Below are 23467 nucleotides of genomic sequence, written 5' to 3'. Positions count from 1 at the left end.
CTCAGTCCCCTCCGAAGCAGATCAGGCGGTCGGCGTCCTGGGCCGCCTCGTGCAGCTGGCCGAGACCGGACAGCTCCCAGGGCGCCTCCAGGTTGTGGCTGGCGCGGCCGTAGCGCTGCGCTTCTTCCGCGTTCAGCACGCCGCGGCGCAGGGCGGCGGCGATGCACACCACGCCATCCAGCTGGTGCTCGGTGACGAAGGCGCGCCAGGCGGCCGGCAGGTCCAGCTCGTCCTGGGCGCTGACCGTCAGCGCGGAAGCCAGCTGTACGGCATCCTGATAGACGAACAGGCGGACGATCTCGTGGCCGCCAGCCAGCACCGCCTCGGCAAAACGCAGGGCACGGCGGCTGGACGGGGCATGGGGCGGGGCGAACAGGGCGATGGCGAATTTCATCTGGAGCGGCCTGGCAACAATGCCGCACATGATAAACGCAAACGAAAGAGCCCGCCAAAAGGCGGGCTCCATGGAGTGCACGGCAGGGTGGGATCAGTCGTCGCTGCCCATGATGCCGAAGATCTGCAGCAGGCTGATGAACAGGTTGTAGATCGACACATACAGGCTGATGGTCGCCATGATGTAGTTGCGCTCGCCGCCGTGGATGATCTCGCTGGTCTGGTAGAGGATCGCCGCCGAGGAGAACAGCACGAAGCCGGCGCTGATCGCCAGTTGCAGGCCGCTGATCTCGAACAGCCAGGCGGCCAGCATGGCGCCGAGCAGGACGAAGAAGCCCACGGTGATGAAGCCCGACAGGAAGCTCATGTTCTTGCGGGTGGTCAGCACGTAGGCCGACAGGCCGCCGAACACGATGGCGGTCATGGTGAAGGCGCTGACGATCACGTCGGCACCGTTGGCCATGCTCAGGTAGCGATCGAGGATCGGGCCGAGGGTGTAGCCCATGAAGCCGGTCAGGGCGAAGGTGCTGAGCAGGCCCCAGCCGGAGTTGCGCAGCTTCACGGTGAGGAAGAACAGGCCGTAGAAGCCGACCAGGGTGATCAGGATGCCCGGGTGCGGCACATGGGCCTGCTGCGCGGCGAAGGCCACCAGGCCGCTGAAGCCCAAGGTCATCGCCAGCAGGGCGTAGGTGTTGCGCAGGACCTTGCTGGTCTCGATCTGGTCGACCTGCGTGCCCTGCAGGACATAGGGTTGTTCGCGCATTGTGCTTTCCTCCTGGACATGCAACGTCCGCCAGATTGGCGGGATGCCCGAATCTTAGCAAAGCCGGACGCCGCGCCAAGAAACAGAGTTTGACAGTCTGTTTCGATCGGGTAGTATTGCCGCCCGTTGTGGAAGCGTGGCCGAGTGGTTTAAGGCAGCGGTCTTGAAAACCGCCGACGGGCAACTGTCCTAGAGTTCGAATCTCTACGCTTCCGCCATCTATTCAGCGCAAAGCCCCGGAAATCGGGGCTTTGGCGTTTCTGGGCTTTGCTGTTCCCCATCTGTTCATTTCGTGGTTGCTTGCTGGTCTTGGTCAGTCTTCTGCATCGACGTCCAAGGCCCGGCGCGGTATCTACATGATCTCCGGTCGGTTGACGGTCGATGCGCCGAACTCGCCATGCACCAGATCGAAGCCTTCTAAGAGATCTACCTGTCGCTGTATCAGGTCGCCATCGGCAGCGAAGGGGAGAACAACGTCTACAAGCAGTGGTCCTGGCAAGTTCAGGCCGCTCCGTCCGCCATGGCTGTTTCAGGCTCAATTAAGCAGCGCTGGTTAGAGTGAACCCATCGAAAGCCACTCACTCCCCAGGAGATCGAAGATGAATAAACTCACTGCCCTGCTTGCCACCGCCCTGATCGCCGCCACCGCCGGTGTAGCCCAGGCCCGCGACCTCGGCCCGGACGAGGCGCTGAAACTGCGCGATGCGGGTACCATCATGTCCTTCGAGAAGCTCAACGAAGCCGCCATCGCCAAGCACCCGGGTTCCGCCGTCGAGGAAACCGAGCTGGAAGAGGAGTACGGCCGCTACGTCTACCAGGTCGAACTGCGTGACGCCCAGGGCGTGCAGTGGGACCTGGAGCTGGATGCCACCAACGGCCAGATCCTCAAGGACCACCAGGACGACTGATGATCAAGACCACGCCCTTCATCGCCGGATTGACCCTGTGCCTGATCGCCTCGGCGCAGGCCCGCGATCTCGACCAGGACGAGGCCCTGCGCCTGCGCCAGGAGGGCGTGATCCAGCCGCTGCAGCAGTTGCTGCAGCAGGCCATGCAGCGCTACCCCGGCGCGCGCCTGCTGGAGGCCGAGCTGGAGGAGGAGGACGACCAGTACGTCTACGAGGTCGAGCTGCTCACCGACGGCGGTCAGGTGCGCGAACTGGATCTGGATGCGGTCACGGGCCGCATCCTCAAGGACGAGGAGGACGACTGATGCGCCTGCTGCTGGTGGAAGACAACGTCGCCCTCGCCGACGAACTGCTGGCCGACCTCGGCCGCCAGGGCTATGCCGTGGACTGGCTGGCCGACGGCCGCGATGCCCTGGTGCAGGGCGCTACCGAACCCTACGACCTGGTGGTCCTCGACCTCGGCCTGCCCGGCATGCCGGGGCTCGAGGTATTGCGTCGCTGGCGCGCCGACGGCCTGGCCATCCCGGTGCTGATCCTCACCGCGCGCGGCAGCTGGGCCGAACGCATCGACGGCCTCAAGGCCGGCGCCGACGACTACCTGAGCAAGCCGTTCCACCCCGAGGAGCTGGCCCTGCGCATCCAGGCGCTGCTGCGCCGCGCCCACGGCGTGGCCAACCAGAGCGAGCTGAAGGCCGCCGGCCTGGTTCTCGACGAGGCGCGCCAGTGCGTGCGCCGCGGCGACGAGGAGATTTCCCTGAGCGGCGCCGAATTCCGCCTGCTGCGCTACTTCATGCTGCATCCCGGGCAGATCCTCTCCAAGACCCAGCTCACCGAGCACCTCTACGATGGCGAGAATGAGCGCGAGTCCAACGTCATCGAAGTGCACGTCAACCACCTGCGCCGCAAGCTCGGCCGCGGCGTGATCGAGACCCGTCGCGGCCAGGGCTACCGTTACGCCGGCGACGCGGAGCAGGACGGGTGAGGTCGCTCCAGAGCCGCCTCGGCCTCGGCCTGACGGCGACCCTGACGGTGGTCATGCTCGCCTTGCTGCAGGGCAGCCTGTGGCTGCTCGACAGCGGCCTGCGCCGCTACCACGAGAGCAACCTGCAGGATGAGGCGGAGACCCTGCTGATCGCCCTGGTGCGCGGCGAGGAGGGCGTGCAGCTGGACGAGCGGCGCCTGCACCCGGCCTACCAGCGGACCTTTTCCGGGCGCTATTTCCGCATCGACTTCGCCGAGGACGTCTGGCGTTCGCGTTCGCTGTGGGACAGCGAGCTGCCGCGCCCGCCACGCAAGGGGCTGGCGCCGGGGTTGGAGGACGGCATCGAGGGCCAGCGCCTGCTGGTCTATCGCGGCGACTTCCGCCGCTTCGGGCAGAACTTCTCCATCAGCGTGGCGCAGGACTACAGCCCGGTGCTCGCCAGCCTCGCGCGCATCCGCTGGCTCGGCCTCGGCCTCGGCGCCGGCGGCCTGCTGCTGGCGCTGCTGCTGCAGTGGCTGACCGTACGCCGTGCGCTGGCGCCGCTGGAGCGGGTGCGCGCGCAGATCGCCGAACTGCAGGCCGGCCGCCTCGGCGCGCTGGACAGCGACGTGCCGCGCGAGCTGGAGCCGCTGGTGGGGCAGGTCAACCACCTGCTGCACCACACCGAGGAGACCCTCAAGCGCTCGCGCCACGCCCTCGGCAACCTCGGCCATGCGCTGAAGACGCCGCTGGCGGTACTGGTCAGCCTGGCCAATCGCGAGGAGCTGCGCGCCCAGCCGGAACTGCGTGCCACCCTGCGCGAGCAGCTGGAGCAGATCGAGCAGCGCCTGGCCCGCGAGCTGGGCCGCGCGCGTCTGGCCGGCGAGGCGCTGCCCGGCGCGCACTTCGACTGCGCCACCGAGCTGCCCGCGTTGTGCGCGACCCTCAGGCAGATCCATCCGCACGTCGACATCGACTGGCAGGCGCCGGAGGGACTGCGCCTGCCATGGGACCGCGAGGACCTGCTGGAGGCGCTCGGCAACCTGCTGGACAACGCCTGCAAGTGGGCCGACAGCGCCGTGCGGGTCAGCGCCGGCGCGGATGGCGAAGGCTACTGGCTGTGCGTCGAGGACGACGGCCCGGGCATCGCGCCGGAACAGCGCGAGACGGTGGTCGCGCGTGGCAACCGCCTCGACGAGCAGGTGGCCGGCCATGGCCTGGGCCTGGCCATCGTCCGCGACATCGCCCAGGCCTGCGGCGGTAGCCTGAGCCTGGAGGACAGCGCCGAGCTCGGCGGGCTGTGCGCGCGCCTGCGCCTGCCGCGCCGCGCGCTCGCGTGATCCTGTAGGGGCGAATTCATTCGCCCAAGTGCCCCGCAACTGGCGAATGAATTCGCCCCTACGCCCGCCCCCTGTGCTTCCTGCTGCGACCAAGTGTCTCGCTCGGTCTTTCGCTATACCTGGGGGAGTACGATGACTGCAGCCCGCACGCCAGCGGTGTTCCGCACAGCGACTAGAGTGGTTCATTGGTCGCCGCCGGATCGCCGGATCGCCGGATTGGCGTCCGCAGGCTGAGGAGCTGTCGTCATGCCGCAAGTCCCCCCGCAGTCGCCGTGGCGCATCCCGCTGGTGCGTGAGATCGGCGTCATCCTGCTGGTCAAGCTGGCCATCCTGCTGACCATCAAGGCGGTCTGGTTCACCGAACCCACGGTGCCGGAAAACGGCACCGCCCGGGTCAGCGAGCGTCTGCTCGGCACTCCGCAAACCTCTCCCGCATCGCCCGCATCCCTGAACGAGGAGGAGCCGAGATGATCTCGGAAGCCGTCGTCGACCTGTCGCGTCTGCAATTCGCCATGACCGCGATGTACCACTTCCTGTTCGTGCCATTGACGCTCGGGCTGGCCTTCCTGCTGGCGATCATGGAGTCGGTCTACGTGATGACCGGCAAACAGGTCTACCAGGACATGGTCAAGTTCTGGGGCAAGCTGTTCGGCATCAACTTCGCCCTCGGCGTCACCACCGGGCTGACCATGGAGTTCCAGTTCGGCACCAACTGGGCCTACTACAGCCACTACGTCGGCGACATCTTCGGCGCGCCGCTGGCCATCGAGGGGCTGATGGCGTTCTTCCTCGAGTCGACCTTCATCGGCCTGTTCTTCTTCGGCTGGGACCGGCTGTCGAAGGTGCAGCACCTGGCGGTGACCTGGCTGGTGGCGCTGGGCTCGAACCTGTCGGCGCTGTGGATCCTGATCGCCAACGGCTGGATGCAGAACCCGGTGGGCGCCGAGTTCAACTACCAGACCATGCGCATGGAGCTGGTGGATTTCGGCGCGCTGATCTTCAACCCGGTGGCGCAGGTCAAGTTCGTGCACACCGTGGCCGCCGGCTACGTCACCGGGGCGATCTTCGTGCTGGCGATTTCCAGCTGGTACCTGCTGAAGCAGCGCGATCTGGGCTTCGCCCGCCGCTCGTTCGCCATCGCCTCGGCCTTCGGCCTGGCCTCGATCCTCTCGGTGATCGTCCTCGGCGACGAGTCCGGCTACGAGATCGGCGACGTGCAGAAGACCAAGCTGGCGGCCATCGAGGCCGAGTGGGAAACCCACCCGGCGCCGGCTGGCTTCACCCTGTTCGGCCTGCCCAACCAGGAGGAGATGCGCACCGACTACGCAGTGAAGATTCCCTGGGCGCTGGGCCTGATCGCCACCCGTTCGCTGGACGAGGAGGTCAAGGGCATCAAGGACCTGATCGTCGAGCACGAGGCGCGCATCCGCAACGGCATGACCGCCTACGCACTGCTCGAGCGACTGCGGGGCGGCGACCAGAGCGCGGAAACCGTCGCCGCCTTCGAGCAGGTCAAGCACGATCTGGGCTACGGCCTGCTGCTGAAGAAGTACACCCCGGACGTGGTCGACGCCAGCGACGAGCAGATCCGGCTGGCCGCCAGGGACACCATTCCCCACGTGTTCAGCCTGTTCTGGAGCTTCCGCGCCATGGTCGCCTCGGGCTTTCTGATGCTGGCGCTGTTCGCCTGCGCCTTCTGGGCCTCGGCGCGCAAGAACGAGGAGTCCAAGCCCTGGCTGCTCAGGTGGGCGCTGCTCAGCCTGCCGCTGCCGTGGATCGCCGCGCAGACCGGCTGGTACGTGGCCGAGCATGGTCGCCAGCCGTGGTCGATCGGCGAGGTGCTGCCGACCCATCTGTCGGCCTCCAGCCTGACCACCGGCGACGTCTGGGGCTCGCTGATCGCCCTGATAGCCTTCTACAGCCTGCTGCTGGTGGTGGAGATGTACCTGATGATCAAGTTCGCCCGTCTCGGCCCGTCCAGCCTGCACACCGGCCGCTACCACTTCGAGCGCCTGGCCGGCGCGCAAGCGGCCAGGGCCTGAGGAGAGACCGCCATGTTCGACTATGAAACCCTGAAACTCCTCTGGTGGGTGCTGATCGGCGTGCTGCTGATCGGCTTCGCCCTTACCGACGGCTTCGACATGGGCGCCATGGCGCTGATGCCCTTCGTCGGCCGCACCGACAACGAGCGGCGGGTGGCGATCAACACCATCGCCCCGCACTGGGACGGCAACCAGGTGTGGTTCATCACCGCCGGCGGCGCGCTGTTCGCCGCCTGGCCGATGGTCTACGCCACCGCCTTCTCCGGGCTGTACTGGGCGATGCTGCTGGTGCTGTTCGCGCTGTTCTGCCGCCCGGTGGGCTTCGACTACCGCAGCAAGCTGGAGAACCAGAAGTGGCGCGGCGCCTGGGACTGGGCGCTGTTCGTCGGTGGCGCGGCGCCTGCGCTGCTGTTCGGCGTGGCCTTCGGCAACCTGTTCCTCGGCCTGCCGTTCCGCCTCGACGAGCTGATGCGCTCGACCTACGAGGGTTCGTTCTTCGCCCTGCTGCATCCGTTCGCCCTGCTCGCCGGGATGGTCAGCCTGAGCATGCTGTGCACCCACGGCGGCGCCTGGCTGATGATGCGTACCGACGCCGACCTGCACCAGCGCTCGCGCAAGGCCACCCAGCTGTGCGCGCTGGTGTACCTGCTGACCTTCGCGGCGGCCGGCACCTGGCTGGTAATGGGCATCCAGGGCTTCAGCCTGGTCGGCGGCTTCAGTGACCTGGGCGCGGCGCTCAACCCGCTGCACAAGCAGGTGAGCCTGGACAACAGCGGCTGGCTGGCCAACTACGCGCAGTACCCGCTGACCCGCCTCGCCCCGCTGGCGGGCCTGGCCGGCGGAGTGCTGGCGCTGCTCGGCGCGCTGTTCAATCGTGGCTTTGTGGCCTTCCTCGGCAGCAGCCTGGCCATCGTCGGCACCATCTGCACCGCGGGCTTTGCGCTGTTCCCCTTCGTGTTCCCGTCGAGCCTCGACCCGGCGTCGAGCCTGACCGTGTGGGACGCGGTGTCCAGCCACAAGACCCTGGGCATCATGCTGGTGGTGGCGGGCATCTTCGTGCCGCTGATCCTGCTCTACACCCTGTGGTGCTACACCCGCATGTGGGGCCGGTTGACCGACCAGACCATCGAGAGCAACCCGCACGGTCTTTACTGAGGCCGCGAACCGTGGCCGAGCGTAGGGTGCGCCATGCGCACCATGGGCCACGGTGGTTTTCCGGTGCACACGGCGCACCCTACTCGATCAGTGCCCACCTGGGCCAAGGAGAACGACAGATGTGGTACTTCGCCTGGATCCTCGGCGTGCTGCTGGCGTGCAGCTTCGGCATCATCAATGCCCTGTGGCTGGAAACCACCCAGAACCTCGACGAGGGCGATGCGGGTGACCGCTGAGCCCTGTCCCTGGCTGCAGCGCGGCATCAGCCGCGCCGGCTCCCTGCTGCTGGCAGCACCGCTGGCGCTGGTGCTGCTGATCCATCCCGCCGCCATGCTCGACGCCGAGGGCCGCTACAGCCACGGCCTGCTGATGCTGGTGATGTGGGGGATTTCCAGCGGCTTCATCCACGGCGTCGGCTTCGATCCGTACAGCCGGCTGTGGCGCAGCATCTTCCATCCGCTGGGCGGCTGGCTGCTGATGGGCCTGGGTTACGCGATTCTCTGGCAGGCGCAGGGTTGAGCACCGCCTCGCGCCCCGGCATTCAACATCTCACCAACTCCACCTGCCACCAGCTCGGCAGCAGCTCCCGGACCCTGGGCTGCGCGAAGCGGTCATCGAGCAGATGCACCACGCCCCGGTCTGCGGTGGTGCGGATGACCCGCCCGGCGGCCTGGACGACCTTCTGCATCCCCGGATACAGATAGGCGTAGTCGTACCCCATGGCCTGACCGAACATCTCCTGCATGCGCGCCTTGATCTCCTCGTTGATCGCGTTGACCTGCGGCAGGCCGAGGGTGGCGATGAAGGCGCCGATCAGGCGCCGGCCGGGCAGGTCGATGCCCTCGCCGAAGGCGCCACCCAGCACGGCGAAGCCGATGCCGCGCGAGTGCTCGGTGAAGCCGTCGAGGAACGCCTGGCGCTCACCCTCGTCCATGCTGCGGGTCTGCGCGCTGGTGGGAATCTCCGGATGCAGCGTCGTGAACAGCTCGCGCACCTGCTGCAGGTAGGCATAGCTGCTGAAGAACGCCAGGTAGTTGCCCGGCCTGTCCCGATACTGTTCGGCCATGATCCGGCAGATCGGCGCCAGGCTCGTCGCGCGATGCTGGTAGCGGGTCGACAGGTTGCGCATGACCCTCACCTCCAGCTGCTCGGCGGCGAAGGGCGATTCCACCTCCAGCCAGCGGGTCTGCTCCGGCAGGCCGAGCAGATCGCGGTAGTAATCGGCCGGACGCAGGGTGGCGGAGAACAGCGTGGTGCTGTGGGCGCTGGCGAAGCGCCCGGCGAGGAAAGGCGCCGGGACCACGTTGCGCAGGCAGAGCGTCGAGCGGGCGCGCGTTCCCGCGCCGGCATGGCGGCTGATGTCGAACAGCGAGTGCGGCCCCCAGGCCTCGGCGAGGCGGCAGAACTGCAGGGCGTCGAGGTAGAACTGCAGCAGGGCGCGGTCGTTGCCGTCGGGCTGGTCGGTCAGGTGATCGGTGATGGCGGAGACGGCCTTGTGCAGCGCGGCGACGAACAGGTCCGGCACGCTGGGCAGGATCCGGTAGTCGCTGTCCTGGTCGCGGTTGAGCTGGTTCCAGTGGCGGCCGACGCGCTCCAGCGGGCTCTTCAGCTTGGCCGGCGCCGACCTGCGCATGTCCATGAACACGTGCTGGTCCAGCTCCGCCGTGTACATGCCGCGCGCCCGCTCCACCAGGTTGTGCGCCTCGTCGACCAGCACCGTCACCCGCCAGTCGTTGAGCACGGTCAGGCCGTGGAGCAGGGCGCTCATGTCGAAGTAGTAGTTGTAGTCGCCGACCACCACGTCGACCCAGCGGCACAGCTCCTGGCTCAGGTAGTAGGGGCAGACCTGATGGGCGAGGGCGATCTCGCGCACCTCGCCCTGGGTCAGCCAGCGCCGCCCGAGCGCCGCCAGCCGCGCGGCGGGCAGGCGGTCGTAGAAGCCCCTGGCCAGCGGGCAGGACTCACCGTGGCAGCTCCTGTCCGGATGCTCGCAGGCCTTGTCGCGCGCCACGTGCTCGAGCACGCGCAGCGGCAGGTCGTCTTCCTGCTGGCGCAGGCTGGCCAGCGCATCCAGGGCCAGGCGCCGGCCGGGGGTCTTGGCGGTGAGGAAGAACAGGCGGTCGAGCTTTTGTCCGGGGAAGGCCTTGAGCTGCGGGAACAGGGTGGCGAGGGTCTTGCCGATGCCGGTGGTGGCCTGCGCCATCAGCGTCTGGCCGTCGCGGGTGGCGCGGTAGACGGCTTCGGCCAGCTGGCGCTGGCCGCGGCGGAACTCGGGCCAGGGGAAGCGCAGCCGTTCCAGGCTGGCGTCGCGCGCCGTGCGGTGCGCCTCTTCCTGCTCTGCCCAGGCGATGAAGCGCCGGCACTGCAGGGCGAAGAAGGCTTCCAGCTCGGCCGCCGCGAAGCGCTCGCGCAGCACCGTTTCCTCCTGGGTCAGCACGTTGAAATACACCAGCGCCAGCTCGATCTCCGCGAGGCCGCGGTTCTGGCAGAGCAGCCAGCCATACACCTTGGCCTGCGCCCAGTGCAGCTGGCGGTGGTTGTCGGGGATGCGTGCCACGTCGCCGCGGTGGGTCTTGATCTCTTCCAGCAGGTTCTGCGCCGGGTCGTAGCCGTCGGCGCGGCCGCTGACCATGAGGCTCTGCCAGGTTCCGGCCAGCGGCAGCTCGGCCTGGTAGTGCGGGCCGCGCCGGCTCACTACCGTCTGGTGCCCGGCGATGCCTTCCTGGGCGCTGGGCGAGGGGGTGAAGCGCAGGTCGAGATCGCCGGCCTTGGCGGTGAACTCGCACAGCGCGCGCACGGCGATGGCGTAGCTCATGCCTCGGCCCAGCTCACGTAGCAGACCTCGACCGGGATGCCGTGCTCGGCGGCGAAGGCCAGCCAGCGCTTCTGATTGTCCTGCAGGCGGTCGCCCGGGCCCTTCACCTCGATCAGTCGGTAGTGGCGCTCGGCGGGGTGGAACTGGATCAGATCGGGCATGCCGGCGCGGTTGGCCCTGAGGTCGCGCAGCAGGCGCTCGCAGCAGGCGCGCAGGTGCGCGGCGGGGATGCAGGCCAGCGCCAGTTCGAGCAGCGCCTCGTCGAGCAGGTTCCAGAACACGAAGGGCGACTGGGTGCCGAACTTGGTGCGATGCAGCAGGCGCACGTGCGCCCGGTAGCTGCCGTCGTCCAGACGCGCCAGGCAGGCGTCGAACAGCGCCCGGCGCCGCTCGTGGAAGTCGCTGCCGTACAGGTCGACCGGCCCGCTGTGGAACGGATGGAAGAAGGCCCCCGGCAGCGGCGCGAAGATCGCCTCCCAGCACAGCAGGCCGAACAGGCTGCACAGCAGGGTGTTCTCCACGTAGTGCACCGGCGCCTGTTCGCGGTGCAGGTGCTCGCGCACCGCGTGCTCGACGCTGCCGTGCGCCGGGCGCGGCAGCACCAGCTCGCTGCGGCATTCGGCGACGGCGGCGCGGCGTGCGGGGGCGGGCAGGCCGAGCCTGCGCGAAAGGCGCGGCAGCGCCCGCTCAAGGCGCTGGGCTTCCTCGTCGCTGCCGGGGCTGGCGCTCAGCTGCACGGCCAGCGCATGGGCCTCGCTGTGGCGTTCGAGCTTCTCCAGCACGCGGATCTGCCGCCAGCGCGCCTCGCCGTGGGCGCTGCGCCGGTAGAGGGCCAGCGCCGCCTCGGCCTCGCCGTCCTTCTCCAGCTGCTGGGCCAGCCTGAACAGCAGCCGGGCATGGCGCGACTGCAGGTAGGGATTGGCGCTGGCGAAGTCGAGCAGTCCTTCCAGCAGATCCGCGACGGGCTCGCCGGCCTCGAAGCGCTCGCGCCGCGCACGCAGGAACAGGTAGTCGTCGACGTCCTCCCGGCAGCGGAAGCCGCGCGATTCCGGGGCGATCGCCACCGGTTCGTAGCGGTAGATGCCGAGGTCGGCGAGGACGAACTCCGACCAGTCCTGGCTCAGGTTGCCGAAGAACAGCAGGCGCAGGCGGTCGCACAGCTCGCCGACCTGCAGGCTGTACAGGCGCTCGTCGAGGTTCGGGCACCAGGCGGCGAACGGCTGCGCCGGCAGCTCCAGCGCCAGCAGCTGCGCCTCCAGCTCGGCCTTCTTCTGGCTGGCGCGGCGGTCGGCCAGCGGCAGGTGGGCGAGCAACTCGTCCTTGCGCAGCAGGGCGGCGACTGCGGCGGCCTCCAGCGGTGCCCGCTCGCTCAGCCAGCCCAGTTCGAGGAGCGGCCGGGCAGCCGCCGCGATATCGCCGATCTCGTCGTATCGCAGCTTGCTGGCGCGGAAGTGGCTGCCCTTGCGCATGACCATGCGCACCAGCAGCGCCTGTGCCGGTACGGCCAGTTCGGCGAAGCGGGCGATGAAGCGGGACTCTTCGTCGGACAGCAGATCGGCATGGCGCTCGTCTACCCAGGCGAGCGCAGTGCGGAAGTTGCCGAGGTAATAGAGTTCGGGAGGTAGTGGCACTGACATGGCCGGATGATCTGTATAGGCATCCAGCATTGTCAATGCTGCGCGTCGGATTTCCCTGCGCCGGGTATCGATAGGCAGCTTCAATCGAACTACTTGATTCAATCAAATGGGATCGAGGCCCGGTGAGGCGTAGGATTCACTCCAGGCAGCCAGCCAAGCCCCGACAGCGTCGACAGACACGCCGAACACTGACCACGGGCAATTTCCACGGCAGGCATCTCCCCTAATCTGAAACAGATCAACCCCGATTTGCAGAGGAACATCGCCATATGTTGGACGCCAACCTGAAAGCCCAGTTGCAAGCCTACCTCGAGAAAGTCACCGAGCCGTACGAGATCGTCGCTTCCCTGGACGACAGCGAGAAGTCCGACGAGATGGTTTCGCTGCTCAACGACATCAACGGCCTGAGCGACAAGATCACCCTGAACACCACCGGCACCGACGCCCGCAAGCCCTCGTTCGGCTTCCGCCGCGACGGCGTGGAGATCGGCCCGCGCTTCGCCGGCCTGCCCATGGGCCACGAGTTCACCTCGCTGGTGCTGGCCCTGCTGCAGGTGGGCGGCTACCCGCCGAAGGTCTCCGACGAGGTGATCGCGCAGATCAAGGGCATCGAGGGCGAGTTCCGCTTCGAGACCTACTTCTCGCTGTCCTGCCACAACTGCCCGGACGTGGTGCAGGCGCTCAACCTGATGGCGGTGCTCAACCCCAACATCAAGCACGTGGCCATCGACGGCGCGCTGTTCCAGGACGAGGTGGAGCGGCGCCAGATCATGGCGGTGCCGAGCATCTACCTCAACGGCGAGCCGTTCGGCAACGGCCGCATGGGCGTCGAGGAGATCCTCGCCAAGCTGGATACCAACAGCGGCGCCCGCGAGGCCGACAAGCTCAACGCGAAGACCGCCTTCGACGTGCTGGTGGTCGGCGGCGGCCCGGCCGGCGCCGCGGCGGCCATCTACGCCGCGCGCAAGGGCATCCGCACCGGCGTCGCCGCCGAGCGCTTCGGCGGCCAGGTGATGGACACCATGGCCATCGAGAACTTCATCTCGGTGCCGGAGACCGAAGGCCCGAAACTGGCCCGCGCGCTGGAAGAGCACGTGCGCCAGTACGAGGTCGACATCATCAACCTGCAGCGCGCCAGCAAGCTGATCCCGGCCGAGACCGGCGATGGCCTGCACACCGTGCAGTTCGACAACGGCGGCGAGCTGAAAGCGAAGACGGTGATCCTCGCCACCGGCGCGCGCTGGCGCGAGATGAACGTGCCGGGCGAGCAGGAATACCGCGGCCGCGGCGTGGCCTACTGCCCGCACTGCGACGGCCCGCTGTTCAAGGGCAAGCGCGTGGCGGTGATCGGCGGCGGCAACTCCGGCGTCGAGGCGGCCATCGACCTGGCCGGCATCGTCGCCCACGTGACCCTGCTGGAGTTCGGCGAGCAGCTGCGCGCCGATGCGGTGCTGCAGAAGAAGCTGCACAGCCTGCCCAACGTGAGCGTGATCACCATGGCGCAGACCACCGAGGTGACCGGCGACGGCCAGAAGGTCAACGGCCTGATCTACAAGGACCGCCACGACGACGCGGTGCACGAGGTCGAGCTGGAGGGCATCTTCGTGCAGATCGGCCTGCTGCCCAACAGCGACTGGCTGAAGGGCACCGTGGAGCTGACCCGCTTCGGCGAGATCATCGTCGACGCCAAGGGCCAGACCAACATCCCCGGCGTGTTCGCCGCCGGCGACGTGACCACCGTGCCGTACAAGCAGATCGTCATCGCCGTGGGGGAGGGCGCCAAGGCTTCGCTGAGCGCCTTCGACCACCTGATCCGCCAGGGCTGATCGCCAGGCACCCCAGAACGCCCGCTCCGGCCAGACCGGGGCGGGCGTTTTTTGTGTGGCGGCGGCTGGCGCGGCAACCCGATGCCCGAGCGGCGTCCGTGTGCCATGCTTGCAGTGATGTTCTTCCCTGCCACCCCGTTGCGGGGGCTGTCGACAAGCGAAGTCATTGAGGAGAACCGCAATGAAGAATCATCTGTTCTGCGTGGGGGCCGAAGTACGACCGTCGCCGGCCAGCGGCCAGGCACGGGATTTCGTCAGCTGCCATGTCAATGTCTATGCCGCTGCCAACACCCTGCGCGAGGCACTGGAGCGGGCCGAGGGAGCGCTGCGTCGCGATGGCTACGAGGTGAGCTTCATCCGTGGCTGCTGGGTCGTGGATGCGGCCTGCAACGACGGATTCTGTCCCGCCGACGAGCTGCCCACGGAGGTGAGCGGGGAGCTGATGTTCAGCGACGAGGTTCACTATGGCGCTTTTCGCGAGCTGAGCAGCGAAAGCGACTACGTCTACTGAGGGGGCGGGCCCCGTGGGGCCGCCACTGGCTGGATGGGCGGGAAACCCGCGCAGGTCGTTGCTGGTTTCCCGCTTGCCGCTCAGCCGTCCTCGCCGTCGCCCAGCGCGGTCAGCCGGCTCTCGTAGGCCGGCGCCGCATAGATGCCGATTTCCATCGACAACTCCAGCAGCCGCGGCAGGTCGCGGGTGTAGATCAGCACCATCTGCAGTCCGCCATCCAACGGTTCGCCGAAGTCGACCAGTTCGTAGCCTTCCGTTTCCGGATACAGGTCGCTCAGCGCCACCTGGATGCGCTGCAGGGCGGTCAGCAGATCCTCCCCGGCAAGATCGCCAGCCTCGAACGGGAAGGGCGACGACGTGCCGAACGAGTCGATCACCTGCTGGAGCAACTCGTCGGCCTGCTTGGCCTGGAACAGCACGCTATCCGGCAGACTGCCGAGCAGTACCCATTCCCCCGGCGGGATCGGGCAGCCGTCCTCGTAACCGCTCTCCGGATGGGCGGCGAGGAAGGCCGGCGGATCGGCATAGGCCTGGGCTGCCTCGTCGGCGATCCGCTGGATGTCGTCGTTTCCCATGCTGCCCGAGCTGATCAGGGTGATCAGCTCCACCAGTAGTTCCTTCATGTCGTGCCCCCCCGAGGGATCGTCGTCGGCTTCGTCGGCGGGTGTTGCAGGCCTGGCCGGCAGCGTTCCCGCCGCCCGCGGCTCGCTCCAGGTCGGGACGGCCCAGCCGCGGGTTGCAGAGCAACCATAGTTCATCCGCGCGCGGTGCACCCCCTGCAGCGAGCCCCGAGCCTGTCCCGGGCCGGCCGGCGAGCCCTGCAGCCACGTGGCCGGGGGCGGGCCGTCACTTCTTCAGCGGGCAGGTCTTGATGCCGAGCAGGCTGTAGGCCGGGCACCAGTTGAGCAGGCCGGTGGCCAGCGGCAGGATGCCGATCCACGCCCACACCGGGCCGCCGGCGATGGCCCAGACGATCAGCGCTATGCCCACCACGATGCGGGCGATCTTGTCGATACCGCCAACGTTCTTCTGCATGATGTATTGCCTCTCGGGTTGCGGGATGGGATGCCGTGCGCTCGGTTCAGTCGAACACCGGCAGACTCGGCGTCACCACCGCCTTGCCGGCCGCGCTCCAGGCGTCGAAGCCGCCGGCGATCGACTGCACGTTCAGGTAGCCCATGTCCTGCAGGGCGCAGGCGGCCAGTGCGGCGCGGCCGCTCGTCTTGCAGTACAGCACGATATTCAGGTCGCGGGCGGACAGTTCCGGGCTGGCGCTGAGCCGGAACTCCAGCAGGCCGCGCGGGATGTTCACCGCGCCGGGGATGTGCCCGGCGTGGAACTCGTCGGCCTCGCGCACGTCGAGCAGCGCGTCGGCGTTGCGGATCGCCGCTTCGGCGGTGTCGAGGTCGATTTCGTCGATGCGGGCCTTGGCTTCGGCTACCAGGTCATGGGCGTTTTTCACTGTCGCTTTCCTGCAGTTGGGGGTGAACGAATGGCAGTCCGTTGCGGCGCTGGCCGATGGCGCGTCGGGTGGTCTGCGGGTCGAGTTCGGCGAGGGCCTCGAACTGGCTGATGAATACCCGGCCGCCGAAGTGCGCGAGGAAGTCGGTCTGGCTGAGGCGGTCCATCACCGGGCCCTTGACCTCGGAGAGGTGCAGCTGGATGCCGGCGGCATGCAGGCGAGCGCTGATCGCCTCGAGGCTTTCCAGGGCGCTGGCGTCGATCAGGTTGACGCCGGGGCACATCAGCACCAGGTGCTCGGCCGCCGGGCGGCGGGTGACCAGTTCGGCGATGCGGTCCTCGAGGTAGCGGGCGTTGGGGAAGTACAGGCTCTCGTCGACGCGCACCGACAGCACCTTCGGGCTTTCCACCACGGCGAAGCGCTCGATGTTGCGGAAGTGCTCGCTGCCCGGCAGTTGGCCGACCACGGCGATGTGCGGCTGGCTGGTGCGCCAGAGGAACAGCAGCAGCGACAGGCCGACGCCGATCAGGATGCCGGCCTCGACGCCGACCAGCAGCACGCCGAGCATGGTCGCGGCCATGGCGGCGGCATCCTGGCGCGAGTAGCGCCAGGTGCGCTTGAGGGCGCCGAGGTCGACCAGGCTGAGCACGGCGACGATGATGGTGGCGGCCAGCACCGCCTGCGGCAGGTTGTGGAACAGCGGGGTGAAGAACAGCACGGTGACGGCGATGCCGACGGCGGTCAGGGCGCCGGCCAGCGGGGTCTGCGCCCCGGCATCGAAGTTGACCACCGAGCGGGCGAAGCCCCCGGTGACCGGGAAGCCGCCGCTGAGCGCCGCGGCCACGTTGGAGGCGCCGAGGGCGACCAGTTCCTGGTTGGGCTCGATGCGCTGGCGGCGCTTGGCGGCCAGGGTCTGCGCCACCGAGACCGACTCGACGAAGCCGACCAGGCTGATCAGCAGGGCGGCCGGCAGCAGCTGGGTGGCCAGCGCCAGGTCCAGGGTCGGCAGGCTGAACGCCGGCAGACCGCTGGGCACGGCGCCGACCACGCGCACGCCGGCTTCGGCCAGGTCGAGCAGGCTGACGGCCAGTATCGAGGCGAGCAGGGCGAGCACCGGCCCGGTCTTGGCCAGGCTGCCGGCCACGCGCGGGGTGAAGCCGAGCGCCTGCAGCCAGGGACTGAGCCTGCTGCGGACCAGGAACAGGAAGGCCAGCGCGCTGGCGCCGATGGCCAGGGTCGGCAGGTGGGTATCCGGCAGGTTGGCGAGCAGGTCGAGCAGCAGTTGCGGGGCGTGCTCGCCGGCAGCCCGGATGCCGAGGATGTGCTTGAGCTGGCCGAGGGCGATGAGCAGGCCCGAGGCGCTGATGAAGCCGGAGATCACGGGGTGGCTGAGGAAGTTGGCGAGAAAGCCCAGGCGCAGCACCGCCATGGCCAGCAGCAGGGCGCCGGAGAGCAGGGCCAGCAGCAGGGCGGCACCGGCGTATTCGGCGCTGCCGCTGGCGAACAGCGGGCCGAGGGCGGCGGCGGTCATCAGCGAGACCACCGCCACCGGGCCGACCGCCAGGGTACGGCTGGTGCCGAACAGGGCGTAGGCGATCAGCGGCAGGATGCTGGCGTACAGGCCGTTGATCGGCGGCAGGCCGGCGAGCATGGCGTAGGCCAGGCTCTGCGGGATCAGCATCAGGGTGACGATCGCCGCGGCCAGGAAATCCTTGCCGGCAGCGTCGCGGTCGTACTGCCGTGCCCACTGCAGGCACGGCAGGAAGCGGGCGAGCCGCTCTTTCATCACTTCTTCTCCTGGGTGAAATCACAGGCCGCCGGCGATTCCACCGGGCGCGGCTCGAAGTCCAGGTGCCTGGGTTCGGCCAGCCATTCGTGGCCCTTGAGCATCAGGTCGAAGTAGATGCCCGGCATCCACTTGGTCTTCAGGTCCCAGGCCAGGCGGCGCGGCACCCGCGGGTCGAGGGGGAAGGTCGGCAGCAGCTTTCCGCCGTAGCCGAACTCGGCGAGGATCACCTTGCCGCGCTCGACCGTCAGCGGGCAGGAGCCGTAGCCGTCGTAGATGGCCCGCGGCCCGCGGCCGGCCAGCACGGCGATGACGTTCTCGGCGACCACCGGCGCCTGCTTGCGCACCGCGGCGGCGGTCTTGGCGTTGGGCGCAGCGCACACGTCGCCGAGGCTGAAGATGTTGCCGTAGCGCGGGTGGCGCAGGGTCTCGTGGTCGACCTCGACCCAGCCCTCGGCATTGGCCAGCGGACTCTGGCGGACGAACTCGGGGGCGCGCTGCGGCGGCACCATGTGCAGGAAGTCGAACTCGCGTTCGACCAGTTCGCTGCCGCCGTCGGCGGCCGCCTTGCGGAACCAGGCCTTGCGCGCTTCGCCGTCGACCTTGACCAGCGTCTCGCCGAAGTTGAGGTGGGCGCCGTAGCGCTCGACGTACTTCATCAGTGGCGGTACGAAGTCGGCGACGCCGAACAGCACGGCGCCGGCCGAGCAGAAGTCGACCTGGATGTCCTTCAGTACGCCCTGTTTCAGCCAGTGGTCGCAGGACAGGTACATGGCCTTCTGCGGCGCGCCGGCGCACTTGATCGGCATCGGCGGCTGGGTGAACAGCGCGCGGCCGCCGCGCAGGGCCTGCACCTGCTGCCAGGTGTAGGGCGCCAGCTCGAACACGTAGTTGCTGGTCACGCCGTTCCTGCCCAGGGCCTCCTTCGCCCCCTCGATGGCGCTCCAGTCGAGGGTCAGTCCCGGGCAGACCACCAGCGCGCGGTAGCCCAGGCGGCTGCCGTCCTCGAGTACCACCTGCTGCTGCTCCGGCTCGAACGCCGCCGCGGCGGCGCGGATCCACTGCGCCCTGGGCGGGATGCAGCGGGCCATGTCGCGCTCGGTGCGGGCGCGGTCGAACACCCCGGCGCCGACCAGGGTCCAGCCGGGCTGGTAGTAGTGCTGTTCGCGCGGCTCGACGATGGCGATGCGCAGGCCCGCATCACGCTTGAGCAGGCTGGCGGTCACCGCGCAGCCGGCGGCGCCGCCGCCGATCACCAGCACGTCGTAACGCGGCGTGTGGGCGAACTGGCTGGGGGAAACCGGCTGGTTGGGCAGGGTCTGCCAGCGCTGTTCGAGGCGCGGCTGCAGGGCAGCGAGGTCGTAGCCGGCCTCCCTGGCCGTCTGCAGCAGGGCATCCGGGGCGAGATGGTGGGCTTCGGCCAGTGCCCACAGGGTGGTGGAGCGGGTGCCGGTGCGGCAGAAGGCCACGACCGGGCCCCTGACCCGGTCGAGCAGTTCGCGGAAGGCCGCGACGTCCTCGTCGGTGATCTTGCCGGAGACTACTGGCAGGTCATGGTACTCCAGGCCGGAGGCCTCGGCCGCGGTGCGCATCGCGGCGCTGGAGGGCTGGCCTTCGCCCTCGTTGTCCGGGCGGTTGTTGATCACGCAGCGGTAGCCGCTGGCGGCCAGGGCTCCCATGTCGGCAGGTTCGAGCTGGCCAGCCACGGCGATGAACGGGGTCAGGCGCTTGATCGGTTGCATCTTGTCGTTCTCCAGTCTGCGTTGGAGTGCGGGGGCGGCGTCACAGCACGTCGAGCGGGATCTTCAGGTAGCGGCTGCCGTTGGCCTCGGCGGGCGGCAGCTCGCCGGCGCGCATGTTGATCTGCACCGAGGGCAGGATCAGGGTCGGCATGCCGAGGGTGGCGTCGCGGGCCTGGCGCATGGCGACGAACTGCTCCTCGCCGATGCCCTGGTGGATATGCACGTTGTGCGCACGTTCGGCGCCGATGGTCGTCTCGTACAGGTACTCCTCGCGGCCCGGCGCCTTGTAGTCGTGGCACATGAACACGCGGGTGGCGTCCGGCAGGGCGAACAGCTTGGCGTGGATCGAGTGGTACAGGGCGCGCGCGTCGCCGCCGGGGAAGTCGCAGCGCGCGGTGCCGTAGTCGGGCATGAACAGGGTGTCGCCGACGAAGGCGGCGTCGCCGATCAGGTAGGTCATGCAGGCCGGGGTGTGCCCGGGGGTGTGGATGGCGCGGGCCTGGACGTTGCCGACCTGGAACTCTTCGCCGTCGGCGAACAGGTGGTCGAACTGGCGGCCGTCGGTGGCGAACTCCGCTTCGGCGTTGAACAGCTTGCCGAAGGTCTGCTGGATCACCGGGATGCGGTCGCCGATGCCGAGCTGGCCGCCGAGCTGTTCCTTGAGGTAGTGGCCGGCGCTCATGTGGTCGGCGTGCACGTGGGTTTCGAGGATCCACTGCACGCTGAGGCCATGCTCGCGCACGTAGGCGATCAGGCGGTCGGCGCTGTGGTGCGAGGTGCGCCCGGCGGCGGGGTCGTAGTCCAGCACGGGGTCGATCAGTGCGCACTGGCGGCTCTCGGGATCGCTCACCACGTAGCTGTAGGTGAAGGTGGCGGGGTCGAAGAAGGCTTCGATGCGGGCATTCATGGGGCAATCCTCCGTCAGTCCTTGTATACCCATGGGGGTATGTCATGAATACAGCCTACTGCGATTTTTGGTTCTATGTATAGAATAAATAATCATAAGCGGGAGAGGCCATGATCCGGCTTTCCAGTGTGGACCATGGACGCCGATCGGCACTTGTCCGCCGGCCGTCCGCGCTGGCGCAACGCGTCGCCGCAACGGGCCGTCGGGCGTGCGCTTTTGACAGGTCGCCGGGGTTTGGGCAGAGTGCGCGCCTTTCGCCCGCGGGCGATCCCGAAATCTGGAGTGAAGACATGAATGCGGTACTCATCGCCGTCGGCCTGATGCTGGTGCTCAGCCTGTGCCGGGTGCATGTGGTGGTCGCCCTGATCCTCGGCGCCCTGGCGGGTGGCCTGGTCGGCGGCCTGGGCATCGAGGGCACCCTGGCGGCCTTCAACAAGGGCCTCGGTGGCGGCGCCACCGTGGCGCTGTCCTACGCACTGCTCGGCGCCTTCGCGGTGGCCATCGCCCGTTCCGGCATGGCCCACGCGCTGGCCGACAGGGCGCTGCATCTGGTCGGGCGTCAGGAGGCCAACGGCGGCGGCACGGTGAAGTGGCTGGTGCTCGGCCTGCTGCTGGTGGTGGCGGTGTCCTCGCAGAACATCCTGCCGATCCACATCGCCTTCATCCCGCTGCTGGTGCCGCCGCTGCTCTACGTGCTGAGCCGCCTGCAGCTGGATCGCCGGCTGATCGCCTGCGTGCTGACCTTCGGCCTGATCACACCGTACATGTTCCTGCCGGTGGGCTTCGGCAGCATCTTCCTCAACGACATCCTGCTGGCCAACGTGGCCAGGAGCGGCGTCGAGGTGGCCGGCGTGAGTGTCACCGAGGCGATGGCGATCCCGGCGCTGGGCATGGTCTTCGGTCTGCTGGTGGCGGTGTTCGTCAGCTACCGCAAGCCGCGCCAGTACGACCTGGCGCTGATCGAGCAGGCCGAGCAGGTCGAGCGCCGCTACAGTCCGCTGACCCTCGGCGTGGCCGGGGTGGCGGTGGCGGTGGCCTTCGCCATCCAGCTGTGGCTGGACTCGATGATCATCGGCGCGCTGGCCGGCTTCGTGGTGTTCTCCGCCTCCGGCGTGGTGCGTTGGAAGGAGGCCGACGGCCTGTTCACCGAGGGCATGAAGATGATGGCGATGATCGGCTTCATCATGATCGCCGCCGCCGGCTTCGCCGAGGTGATGCGCGAGACCGGCCACGTCAAGTCGCTGGTCGACGCCTCCGCCGGGGCGATCGGCAACAGCAAGGCGCTCGGTGCGCTGCTGATGCTGCTGGTCGGCCTGCTGGTAACCATGGGCATCGGCTCGTCGTTCTCCACCGTGCCGATCATCGCGGCGATCTTCGTGCCGCTGGGCGTCGAGCTGGGCTTCAGCCCGCTGGCCATCGTCAGTCTGGTGGGCACCGCCGGCGCCCTGGGCGATGCCGGCTCGCCGGCCTCCGACTCGACCCTCGGCCCGACCGCCGGCCTCAACGTCGATGGCCAGCACAACCACATTTGGGACAGCGTGGTGCCGACCTTCCTGCACTACAACCTGCCGCTGCTGGCTTTCGGCTGGGTGGCGGCGATGGTGCTGTAACGCGGTGCCAGAAACGCAAAAGCCGGAGCATGCTCCGGCTTTTTTCTGTCTGCCTGCCCGATCAGGACGGGAACAGGTCGCCCAGCTTGAGGGCCAGCATCATGTCGCCCTCGGTGCGCAGCTTGCCGGTCATGAACGCCTCCATGCCGCTGATCTCGCCCTTGAGCACGCCCTTGAGGGTGGCGCTGTCCATGATCAGGGCGACGTTGGGCGACTCGGCGTTGCCTTCGGTGAGGCTGCAGGTGCCGTCCTTGATGCTCAGGTAGTAGTTCTCCGCATCCTCGATGTTGAACTGGAACACCAGGTCGAGGCCGGCGGCGGCGTTGGCATTGAAGCGGGCCTGCATGGTTTCGATGACTTTGGCGACGCTGCTCATGAAGGGGTCCTTGTGTTTGGCGGGGAGTCGTGCCGGCGGCAGGAAGCGTTTGCTGGCGAGGGTAGGGGGCTGCCGGCGGGCTGTCAACGCGACCATACGCACGTTTGAAACGTCGCCGCGGTCGTGCCGTCACGCTGGCGGTGGCCGCCGCCGGTCGGCGCCGGTATGCTTTGCAGACCGCCACAAGCCATCAAGGAGAGCCCGTGGAGTTTCTTGTCGAGTATGCCGGTTTCCTGGCCAGGACAGTGACCGTGCTGGTGGCCATCCTCGTCGTCCTGGTCACCATCGCCGTGCTGCGCAGCCGCGACCGCCGCTCCGGTGGACATCTGGACGTGCACAAGCTCAACGACTTCTACAGGGCCCTGCGCGAGCGCCTGCAGGATAGCGTGCTGGACAAGGAGCAGCTCAAGGCGCTGCGCAAGGCCGAGACCAAGGCGGAGAAGGCCGAGAAGAAGGCCGCCAGCCACCGGCCTCGGGTCTACGTGCTGGACTTCGATGGTGACATCAAGGCCTCGGCCGGCGAGCACCTGCGTCACGAGGTCACCGCGCTGCTCAGCCTGGCCACCCCGCAGGACGAGGTGGTGGTGCGCCTGGAGAGCGGCGGCGGCATGGTGCACAGCTACGGCCTTGCCTCCTCGCAGCTGGCGCGCATCCGTCAGGCCGGCGTGCCGCTGACCGTGTGCGTGGACAAGGTGGCCGCCAGCGGCGGCTACATGATGGCCTGCATCGGGGAGAAGATCCTCGCCGCGCCCTTCGCCATCCTCGGCTCGATCGGTGTGGTCGCCCAGTTGCCCAACTTCCACCGCCTGCTGAAGAAGCACGCCATCGATTTCGAGGTGCTCACCGCCGGCGAGTACAAGCGCACCCTGACCGTGTTCGGCGAGAACACCGACAAGGGCCGGGAGAAGTTCCAGGAAGACCTGGACATCACCCACGAGCTGTTCAAGAACTTCGTCGCCCGCTATCGCCCGCAACTGGCCATCGACGAGGTCGCCACCGGCGAGGTCTGGCTCGGCCAGGCGGCGCTGGGCAAGCAGCTGGTCGACGAACTGATGACCAGCGACGAATACCTGGCCGAGCGTGCCCGGCACGCCGACCTGTACCAGCTGCGCTACCACGAGAAGAAGAGCCTGCAGGAACGTGTCGGCCTGGCCACCGGTGCCGTGCTCGACAGCGTGCTGCTGCGCTGGTGGAGCCGGTTGTCGCAACCCCGTTTCTGGCAGTGAGCCGGTC

At 68.2% G+C, this 23467-nt stretch carries 24 protein-coding genes and 1 tRNA gene; 14 read left to right on the top strand and 11 right to left on the bottom strand.

From position 1 onward, the window contains the following. Nucleotide 1 precedes the first annotated feature (1 nt). Both tusD and SK095_RS04750 read right to left on the bottom strand, forming a co-directional pair. Entirely contained in the window at nt 2-394 is a 393-nt protein-coding gene (gene tusD, locus SK095_RS04755) for a sulfurtransferase complex subunit TusD (protein WP_201486734.1), read from the bottom strand. A gap of 93 nt (nt 395-487) precedes the next feature. Next, on the bottom strand, nt 488-1156 hold the full coding sequence (locus SK095_RS04750) for a Bax inhibitor-1/YccA family protein (RefSeq protein WP_201486735.1): 669 nt from the start codon (nt 1154-1156) through the stop codon (nt 488-490). A 130-nt stretch (nt 1157-1286) separates the two neighbouring features. Between SK095_RS04750 and SK095_RS04745 the strand changes: the two genes are divergently transcribed. The 10 genes from SK095_RS04745 to SK095_RS04700 all read left to right on the top strand — a co-directional run bounded on the left by SK095_RS04745 (nt 1287) and on the right by SK095_RS04700 (nt 8081). Beyond that, nucleotides 1287-1374: transfer RNA gene (locus SK095_RS04745), tRNA-Ser, on the top strand. Nucleotides 1375-1755: 381 nt separating this feature from the next. Next, on the top strand, nt 1756-2064 hold the full coding sequence (locus SK095_RS04740; protein ID WP_320548062.1) for a PepSY domain-containing protein: 309 nt from the start codon (nt 1756-1758) through the stop codon (nt 2062-2064). Further along, nucleotides 2064-2369: a PepSY domain-containing protein gene (locus tag SK095_RS04735; protein WP_136488154.1), complete on the top strand. Its 306-nt coding sequence runs from the start codon at nt 2064-2066 to the stop codon at nt 2367-2369. Before SK095_RS04740 ends, SK095_RS04735 begins: the two co-directional genes overlap by 1 nt. Further along, nucleotides 2369-3046 carry a response regulator transcription factor gene (locus SK095_RS04730; protein ID WP_136488155.1) on the top strand — a complete coding sequence of 226 codons (678 nt, stop codon included), beginning with the start codon at nt 2369-2371 and terminating at the stop codon, nt 3044-3046. The genes SK095_RS04735 and SK095_RS04730 overlap by 1 nt, the downstream gene beginning before the upstream one ends. Then, nucleotides 3043-4365 carry a sensor histidine kinase gene (locus tag SK095_RS04725; protein ID WP_320548061.1) on the top strand — a complete coding sequence of 441 codons (1323 nt, stop codon included), beginning with the start codon at nt 3043-3045 and terminating at the stop codon, nt 4363-4365. Before SK095_RS04730 ends, SK095_RS04725 begins: the two co-directional genes overlap by 4 nt. A 246-nt stretch (nt 4366-4611) precedes the next feature. Next, nucleotides 4612-4836, top strand: a complete 225-nt coding sequence (gene cydP / locus SK095_RS04720; protein WP_320548060.1) for a cytochrome oxidase putative small subunit CydP — start codon at nt 4612-4614, stop codon at nt 4834-4836. Then, nucleotides 4833-6407: a cytochrome ubiquinol oxidase subunit I gene (locus SK095_RS04715; RefSeq protein ID WP_320548059.1), complete on the top strand. Its 1575-nt coding sequence runs from the start codon at nt 4833-4835 to the stop codon at nt 6405-6407. Before cydP ends, SK095_RS04715 begins: the two co-directional genes overlap by 4 nt. Before the next feature lie 12 nt (nt 6408-6419). Further along, complete coding sequence (gene cydB / locus SK095_RS04710; protein WP_320548058.1) at nt 6420-7562, top strand: cytochrome d ubiquinol oxidase subunit II; 1143 nt, start codon at nt 6420-6422, stop codon at nt 7560-7562. A gap of 119 nt (nt 7563-7681) precedes the next feature. Next, nucleotides 7682-7798 carry a cytochrome bd-I oxidase subunit CydX gene (cydX, locus tag SK095_RS04705; protein ID WP_136490714.1) on the top strand — a complete coding sequence of 39 codons (117 nt, stop codon included), beginning with the start codon at nt 7682-7684 and terminating at the stop codon, nt 7796-7798. Continuing rightward, complete coding sequence (locus SK095_RS04700; protein WP_320548057.1) at nt 7782-8081, top strand: cyd operon YbgE family protein; 300 nt, start codon at nt 7782-7784, stop codon at nt 8079-8081. The genes cydX and SK095_RS04700 overlap by 17 nt, the downstream gene beginning before the upstream one ends. Before the next feature lie 22 nt (nt 8082-8103). Here the strand turns inward: SK095_RS04700 and SK095_RS04695 are convergent, their stop codons facing one another. Both SK095_RS04695 and SK095_RS04690 read right to left on the bottom strand, forming a co-directional pair. Beyond that, a complete protein-coding gene (locus tag SK095_RS04695) occupies nt 8104-10377 on the bottom strand; it encodes an ATP-dependent DNA helicase (RefSeq protein WP_320548056.1) in 2274 nt (757 codons plus the stop codon). Then, complete coding sequence (locus SK095_RS04690) at nt 10374-12014, bottom strand: VRR-NUC domain-containing protein (protein ID WP_320548055.1); 1641 nt, start codon at nt 12012-12014, stop codon at nt 10374-10376. The genes SK095_RS04695 and SK095_RS04690 overlap by 4 nt, the downstream gene beginning before the upstream one ends. 269 nt (nt 12015-12283) lie before the next feature. Between SK095_RS04690 and ahpF the strand changes: the two genes are divergently transcribed. Further along, nucleotides 12284-13840 (top strand): alkyl hydroperoxide reductase subunit F, encoded by a 1557-nt coding sequence (ahpF, locus tag SK095_RS04685; protein WP_320548054.1) that lies wholly within the window; start codon nt 12284-12286, stop codon nt 13838-13840. A 181-nt stretch (nt 13841-14021) separates the two neighbouring features. Then, the gene (locus SK095_RS04680) at nt 14022-14351 is read left to right on the top strand and encodes a hypothetical protein (RefSeq protein ID WP_136488647.1); all 330 of its coding nucleotides are present in this window, start codon (nt 14022-14024) and stop codon (nt 14349-14351) included. Between the two features lie 80 nt (nt 14352-14431). On the opposite strand, the gene SK095_RS04675 is transcribed toward SK095_RS04680, so the two are convergent. The 6 genes from SK095_RS04675 to SK095_RS04650 all read right to left on the bottom strand — a co-directional run bounded on the left by SK095_RS04675 (nt 14432) and on the right by SK095_RS04650 (nt 20248). Next, nucleotides 14432-14974, bottom strand: a complete 543-nt coding sequence (locus SK095_RS04675) for a hypothetical protein (RefSeq protein ID WP_320548053.1) — start codon at nt 14972-14974, stop codon at nt 14432-14434. 223 nt (nt 14975-15197) lie between these two features. After that, nucleotides 15198-15386, bottom strand: coding sequence for a DUF2892 domain-containing protein (locus tag SK095_RS04670; protein WP_201485903.1), 189 nt, complete (start codon nt 15384-15386; stop codon nt 15198-15200). 46 nt (nt 15387-15432) lie between these two features. Then, nucleotides 15433-15813, bottom strand: coding sequence for a rhodanese-like domain-containing protein (locus SK095_RS04665; RefSeq protein WP_201485902.1), 381 nt, complete (start codon nt 15811-15813; stop codon nt 15433-15435). After that, nucleotides 15797-17599, bottom strand: a complete 1803-nt coding sequence (locus SK095_RS04660) for a sulfate permease (protein ID WP_320548052.1) — start codon at nt 17597-17599, stop codon at nt 15797-15799. Before SK095_RS04660 ends, SK095_RS04665 begins: the two co-directional genes overlap by 17 nt. Further along, nucleotides 17599-19341, bottom strand: a complete 1743-nt coding sequence (locus SK095_RS04655; RefSeq protein WP_320548051.1) for a bifunctional protein tyrosine phosphatase family protein/NAD(P)/FAD-dependent oxidoreductase — start codon at nt 19339-19341, stop codon at nt 17599-17601. Before SK095_RS04655 ends, SK095_RS04660 begins: the two co-directional genes overlap by 1 nt. 40 nt (nt 19342-19381) lie before the next feature. Then, the gene (locus tag SK095_RS04650; protein ID WP_320548050.1) at nt 19382-20248 is read right to left on the bottom strand and encodes an MBL fold metallo-hydrolase; all 867 of its coding nucleotides are present in this window, start codon (nt 20246-20248) and stop codon (nt 19382-19384) included. A gap of 290 nt (nt 20249-20538) precedes the next feature. Between SK095_RS04650 and SK095_RS04645 the strand changes: the two genes are divergently transcribed. Further along, a complete protein-coding gene (locus SK095_RS04645) occupies nt 20539-21858 on the top strand; it encodes a Na+/H+ antiporter family protein (protein ID WP_320548049.1) in 1320 nt (439 codons plus the stop codon). A gap of 61 nt (nt 21859-21919) precedes the next feature. On the opposite strand, the gene SK095_RS04640 is transcribed toward SK095_RS04645, so the two are convergent. After that, a complete protein-coding gene (locus tag SK095_RS04640; RefSeq protein WP_136488639.1) occupies nt 21920-22234 on the bottom strand; it encodes an SCP2 sterol-binding domain-containing protein in 315 nt (104 codons plus the stop codon). A gap of 203 nt (nt 22235-22437) precedes the next feature. On the opposite strand from SK095_RS04640, the gene sohB reads away from it, so the two are divergent. Further along, nucleotides 22438-23460, top strand: coding sequence for a protease SohB (gene sohB, locus SK095_RS04635; RefSeq protein WP_320548048.1), 1023 nt, complete (start codon nt 22438-22440; stop codon nt 23458-23460). The last annotated feature ends 7 nt before the right edge of the window (nt 23461-23467 follow it).

The sequence above is a fragment of the Pseudomonas sp. AN-1 genome, assembly GCF_034057115.1.
Taxonomy (GTDB): domain Bacteria; phylum Pseudomonadota; class Gammaproteobacteria; order Pseudomonadales; family Pseudomonadaceae; genus Geopseudomonas.
This window is presented reverse-complemented; position numbering and strand designations above follow the sequence as displayed.

What these genes read in the sequence shown, in the direction of transcription:
- SK095_RS04715 (WP_320548059.1), top strand. Translation starts at nt 4,833, where the DNA reads ATGATCTCGGAAGCCGTCGTCGACCTGTCGCGTCTGCAATTCGCCATG.
- cydP (WP_320548060.1), top strand. Translation starts at nt 4,612, where the DNA reads ATGCCGCAAGTCCCCCCGCAGTCGCCGTGGCGCATCCCGCTGGTGCGT.
- SK095_RS04740 (WP_320548062.1), top strand. Translation starts at nt 1,756, where the DNA reads ATGAATAAACTCACTGCCCTGCTTGCCACCGCCCTGATCGCCGCCACC.
- SK095_RS04670 (WP_201485903.1), bottom strand. Translation starts at nt 15,386, where the DNA reads ATGCAGAAGAACGTTGGCGGTATCGACAAGATCGCCCGCATCGTGGTG.
- SK095_RS04735 (WP_136488154.1), top strand. Translation starts at nt 2,064, where the DNA reads ATGATCAAGACCACGCCCTTCATCGCCGGATTGACCCTGTGCCTGATC.
- tusD (WP_201486734.1), bottom strand. Translation starts at nt 394, where the DNA reads ATGAAATTCGCCATCGCCCTGTTCGCCCCGCCCCATGCCCCGTCCAGC.
- cydX (WP_136490714.1), top strand. Translation starts at nt 7,682, where the DNA reads ATGTGGTACTTCGCCTGGATCCTCGGCGTGCTGCTGGCGTGCAGCTTC.
- SK095_RS04730 (WP_136488155.1), top strand. Translation starts at nt 2,369, where the DNA reads ATGCGCCTGCTGCTGGTGGAAGACAACGTCGCCCTCGCCGACGAACTG.
- SK095_RS04660 (WP_320548052.1), bottom strand. Translation starts at nt 17,599, where the DNA reads ATGAAAGAGCGGCTCGCCCGCTTCCTGCCGTGCCTGCAGTGGGCACGG.
- SK095_RS04700 (WP_320548057.1), top strand. Translation starts at nt 7,782, where the DNA reads ATGCGGGTGACCGCTGAGCCCTGTCCCTGGCTGCAGCGCGGCATCAGC.
- SK095_RS04650 (WP_320548050.1), bottom strand. Translation starts at nt 20,248, where the DNA reads ATGAATGCCCGCATCGAAGCCTTCTTCGACCCCGCCACCTTCACCTAC.
- SK095_RS04690 (WP_320548055.1), bottom strand. Translation starts at nt 12,014, where the DNA reads ATGTCAGTGCCACTACCTCCCGAACTCTATTACCTCGGCAACTTCCGC.
- cydB (WP_320548058.1), top strand. Translation starts at nt 6,420, where the DNA reads ATGTTCGACTATGAAACCCTGAAACTCCTCTGGTGGGTGCTGATCGGC.
- SK095_RS04695 (WP_320548056.1), bottom strand. Translation starts at nt 10,377, where the DNA reads ATGAGCTACGCCATCGCCGTGCGCGCGCTGTGCGAGTTCACCGCCAAG.
- SK095_RS04645 (WP_320548049.1), top strand. Translation starts at nt 20,539, where the DNA reads ATGAATGCGGTACTCATCGCCGTCGGCCTGATGCTGGTGCTCAGCCTG.
- SK095_RS04655 (WP_320548051.1), bottom strand. Translation starts at nt 19,341, where the DNA reads ATGCAACCGATCAAGCGCCTGACCCCGTTCATCGCCGTGGCTGGCCAG.
- ahpF (WP_320548054.1), top strand. Translation starts at nt 12,284, where the DNA reads ATGTTGGACGCCAACCTGAAAGCCCAGTTGCAAGCCTACCTCGAGAAA.
- SK095_RS04675 (WP_320548053.1), bottom strand. Translation starts at nt 14,974, where the DNA reads ATGAAGGAACTACTGGTGGAGCTGATCACCCTGATCAGCTCGGGCAGC.
- SK095_RS04680 (WP_136488647.1), top strand. Translation starts at nt 14,022, where the DNA reads ATGAAGAATCATCTGTTCTGCGTGGGGGCCGAAGTACGACCGTCGCCG.
- SK095_RS04640 (WP_136488639.1), bottom strand. Translation starts at nt 22,234, where the DNA reads ATGAGCAGCGTCGCCAAAGTCATCGAAACCATGCAGGCCCGCTTCAAT.
- SK095_RS04750 (WP_201486735.1), bottom strand. Translation starts at nt 1,156, where the DNA reads ATGCGCGAACAACCCTATGTCCTGCAGGGCACGCAGGTCGACCAGATC.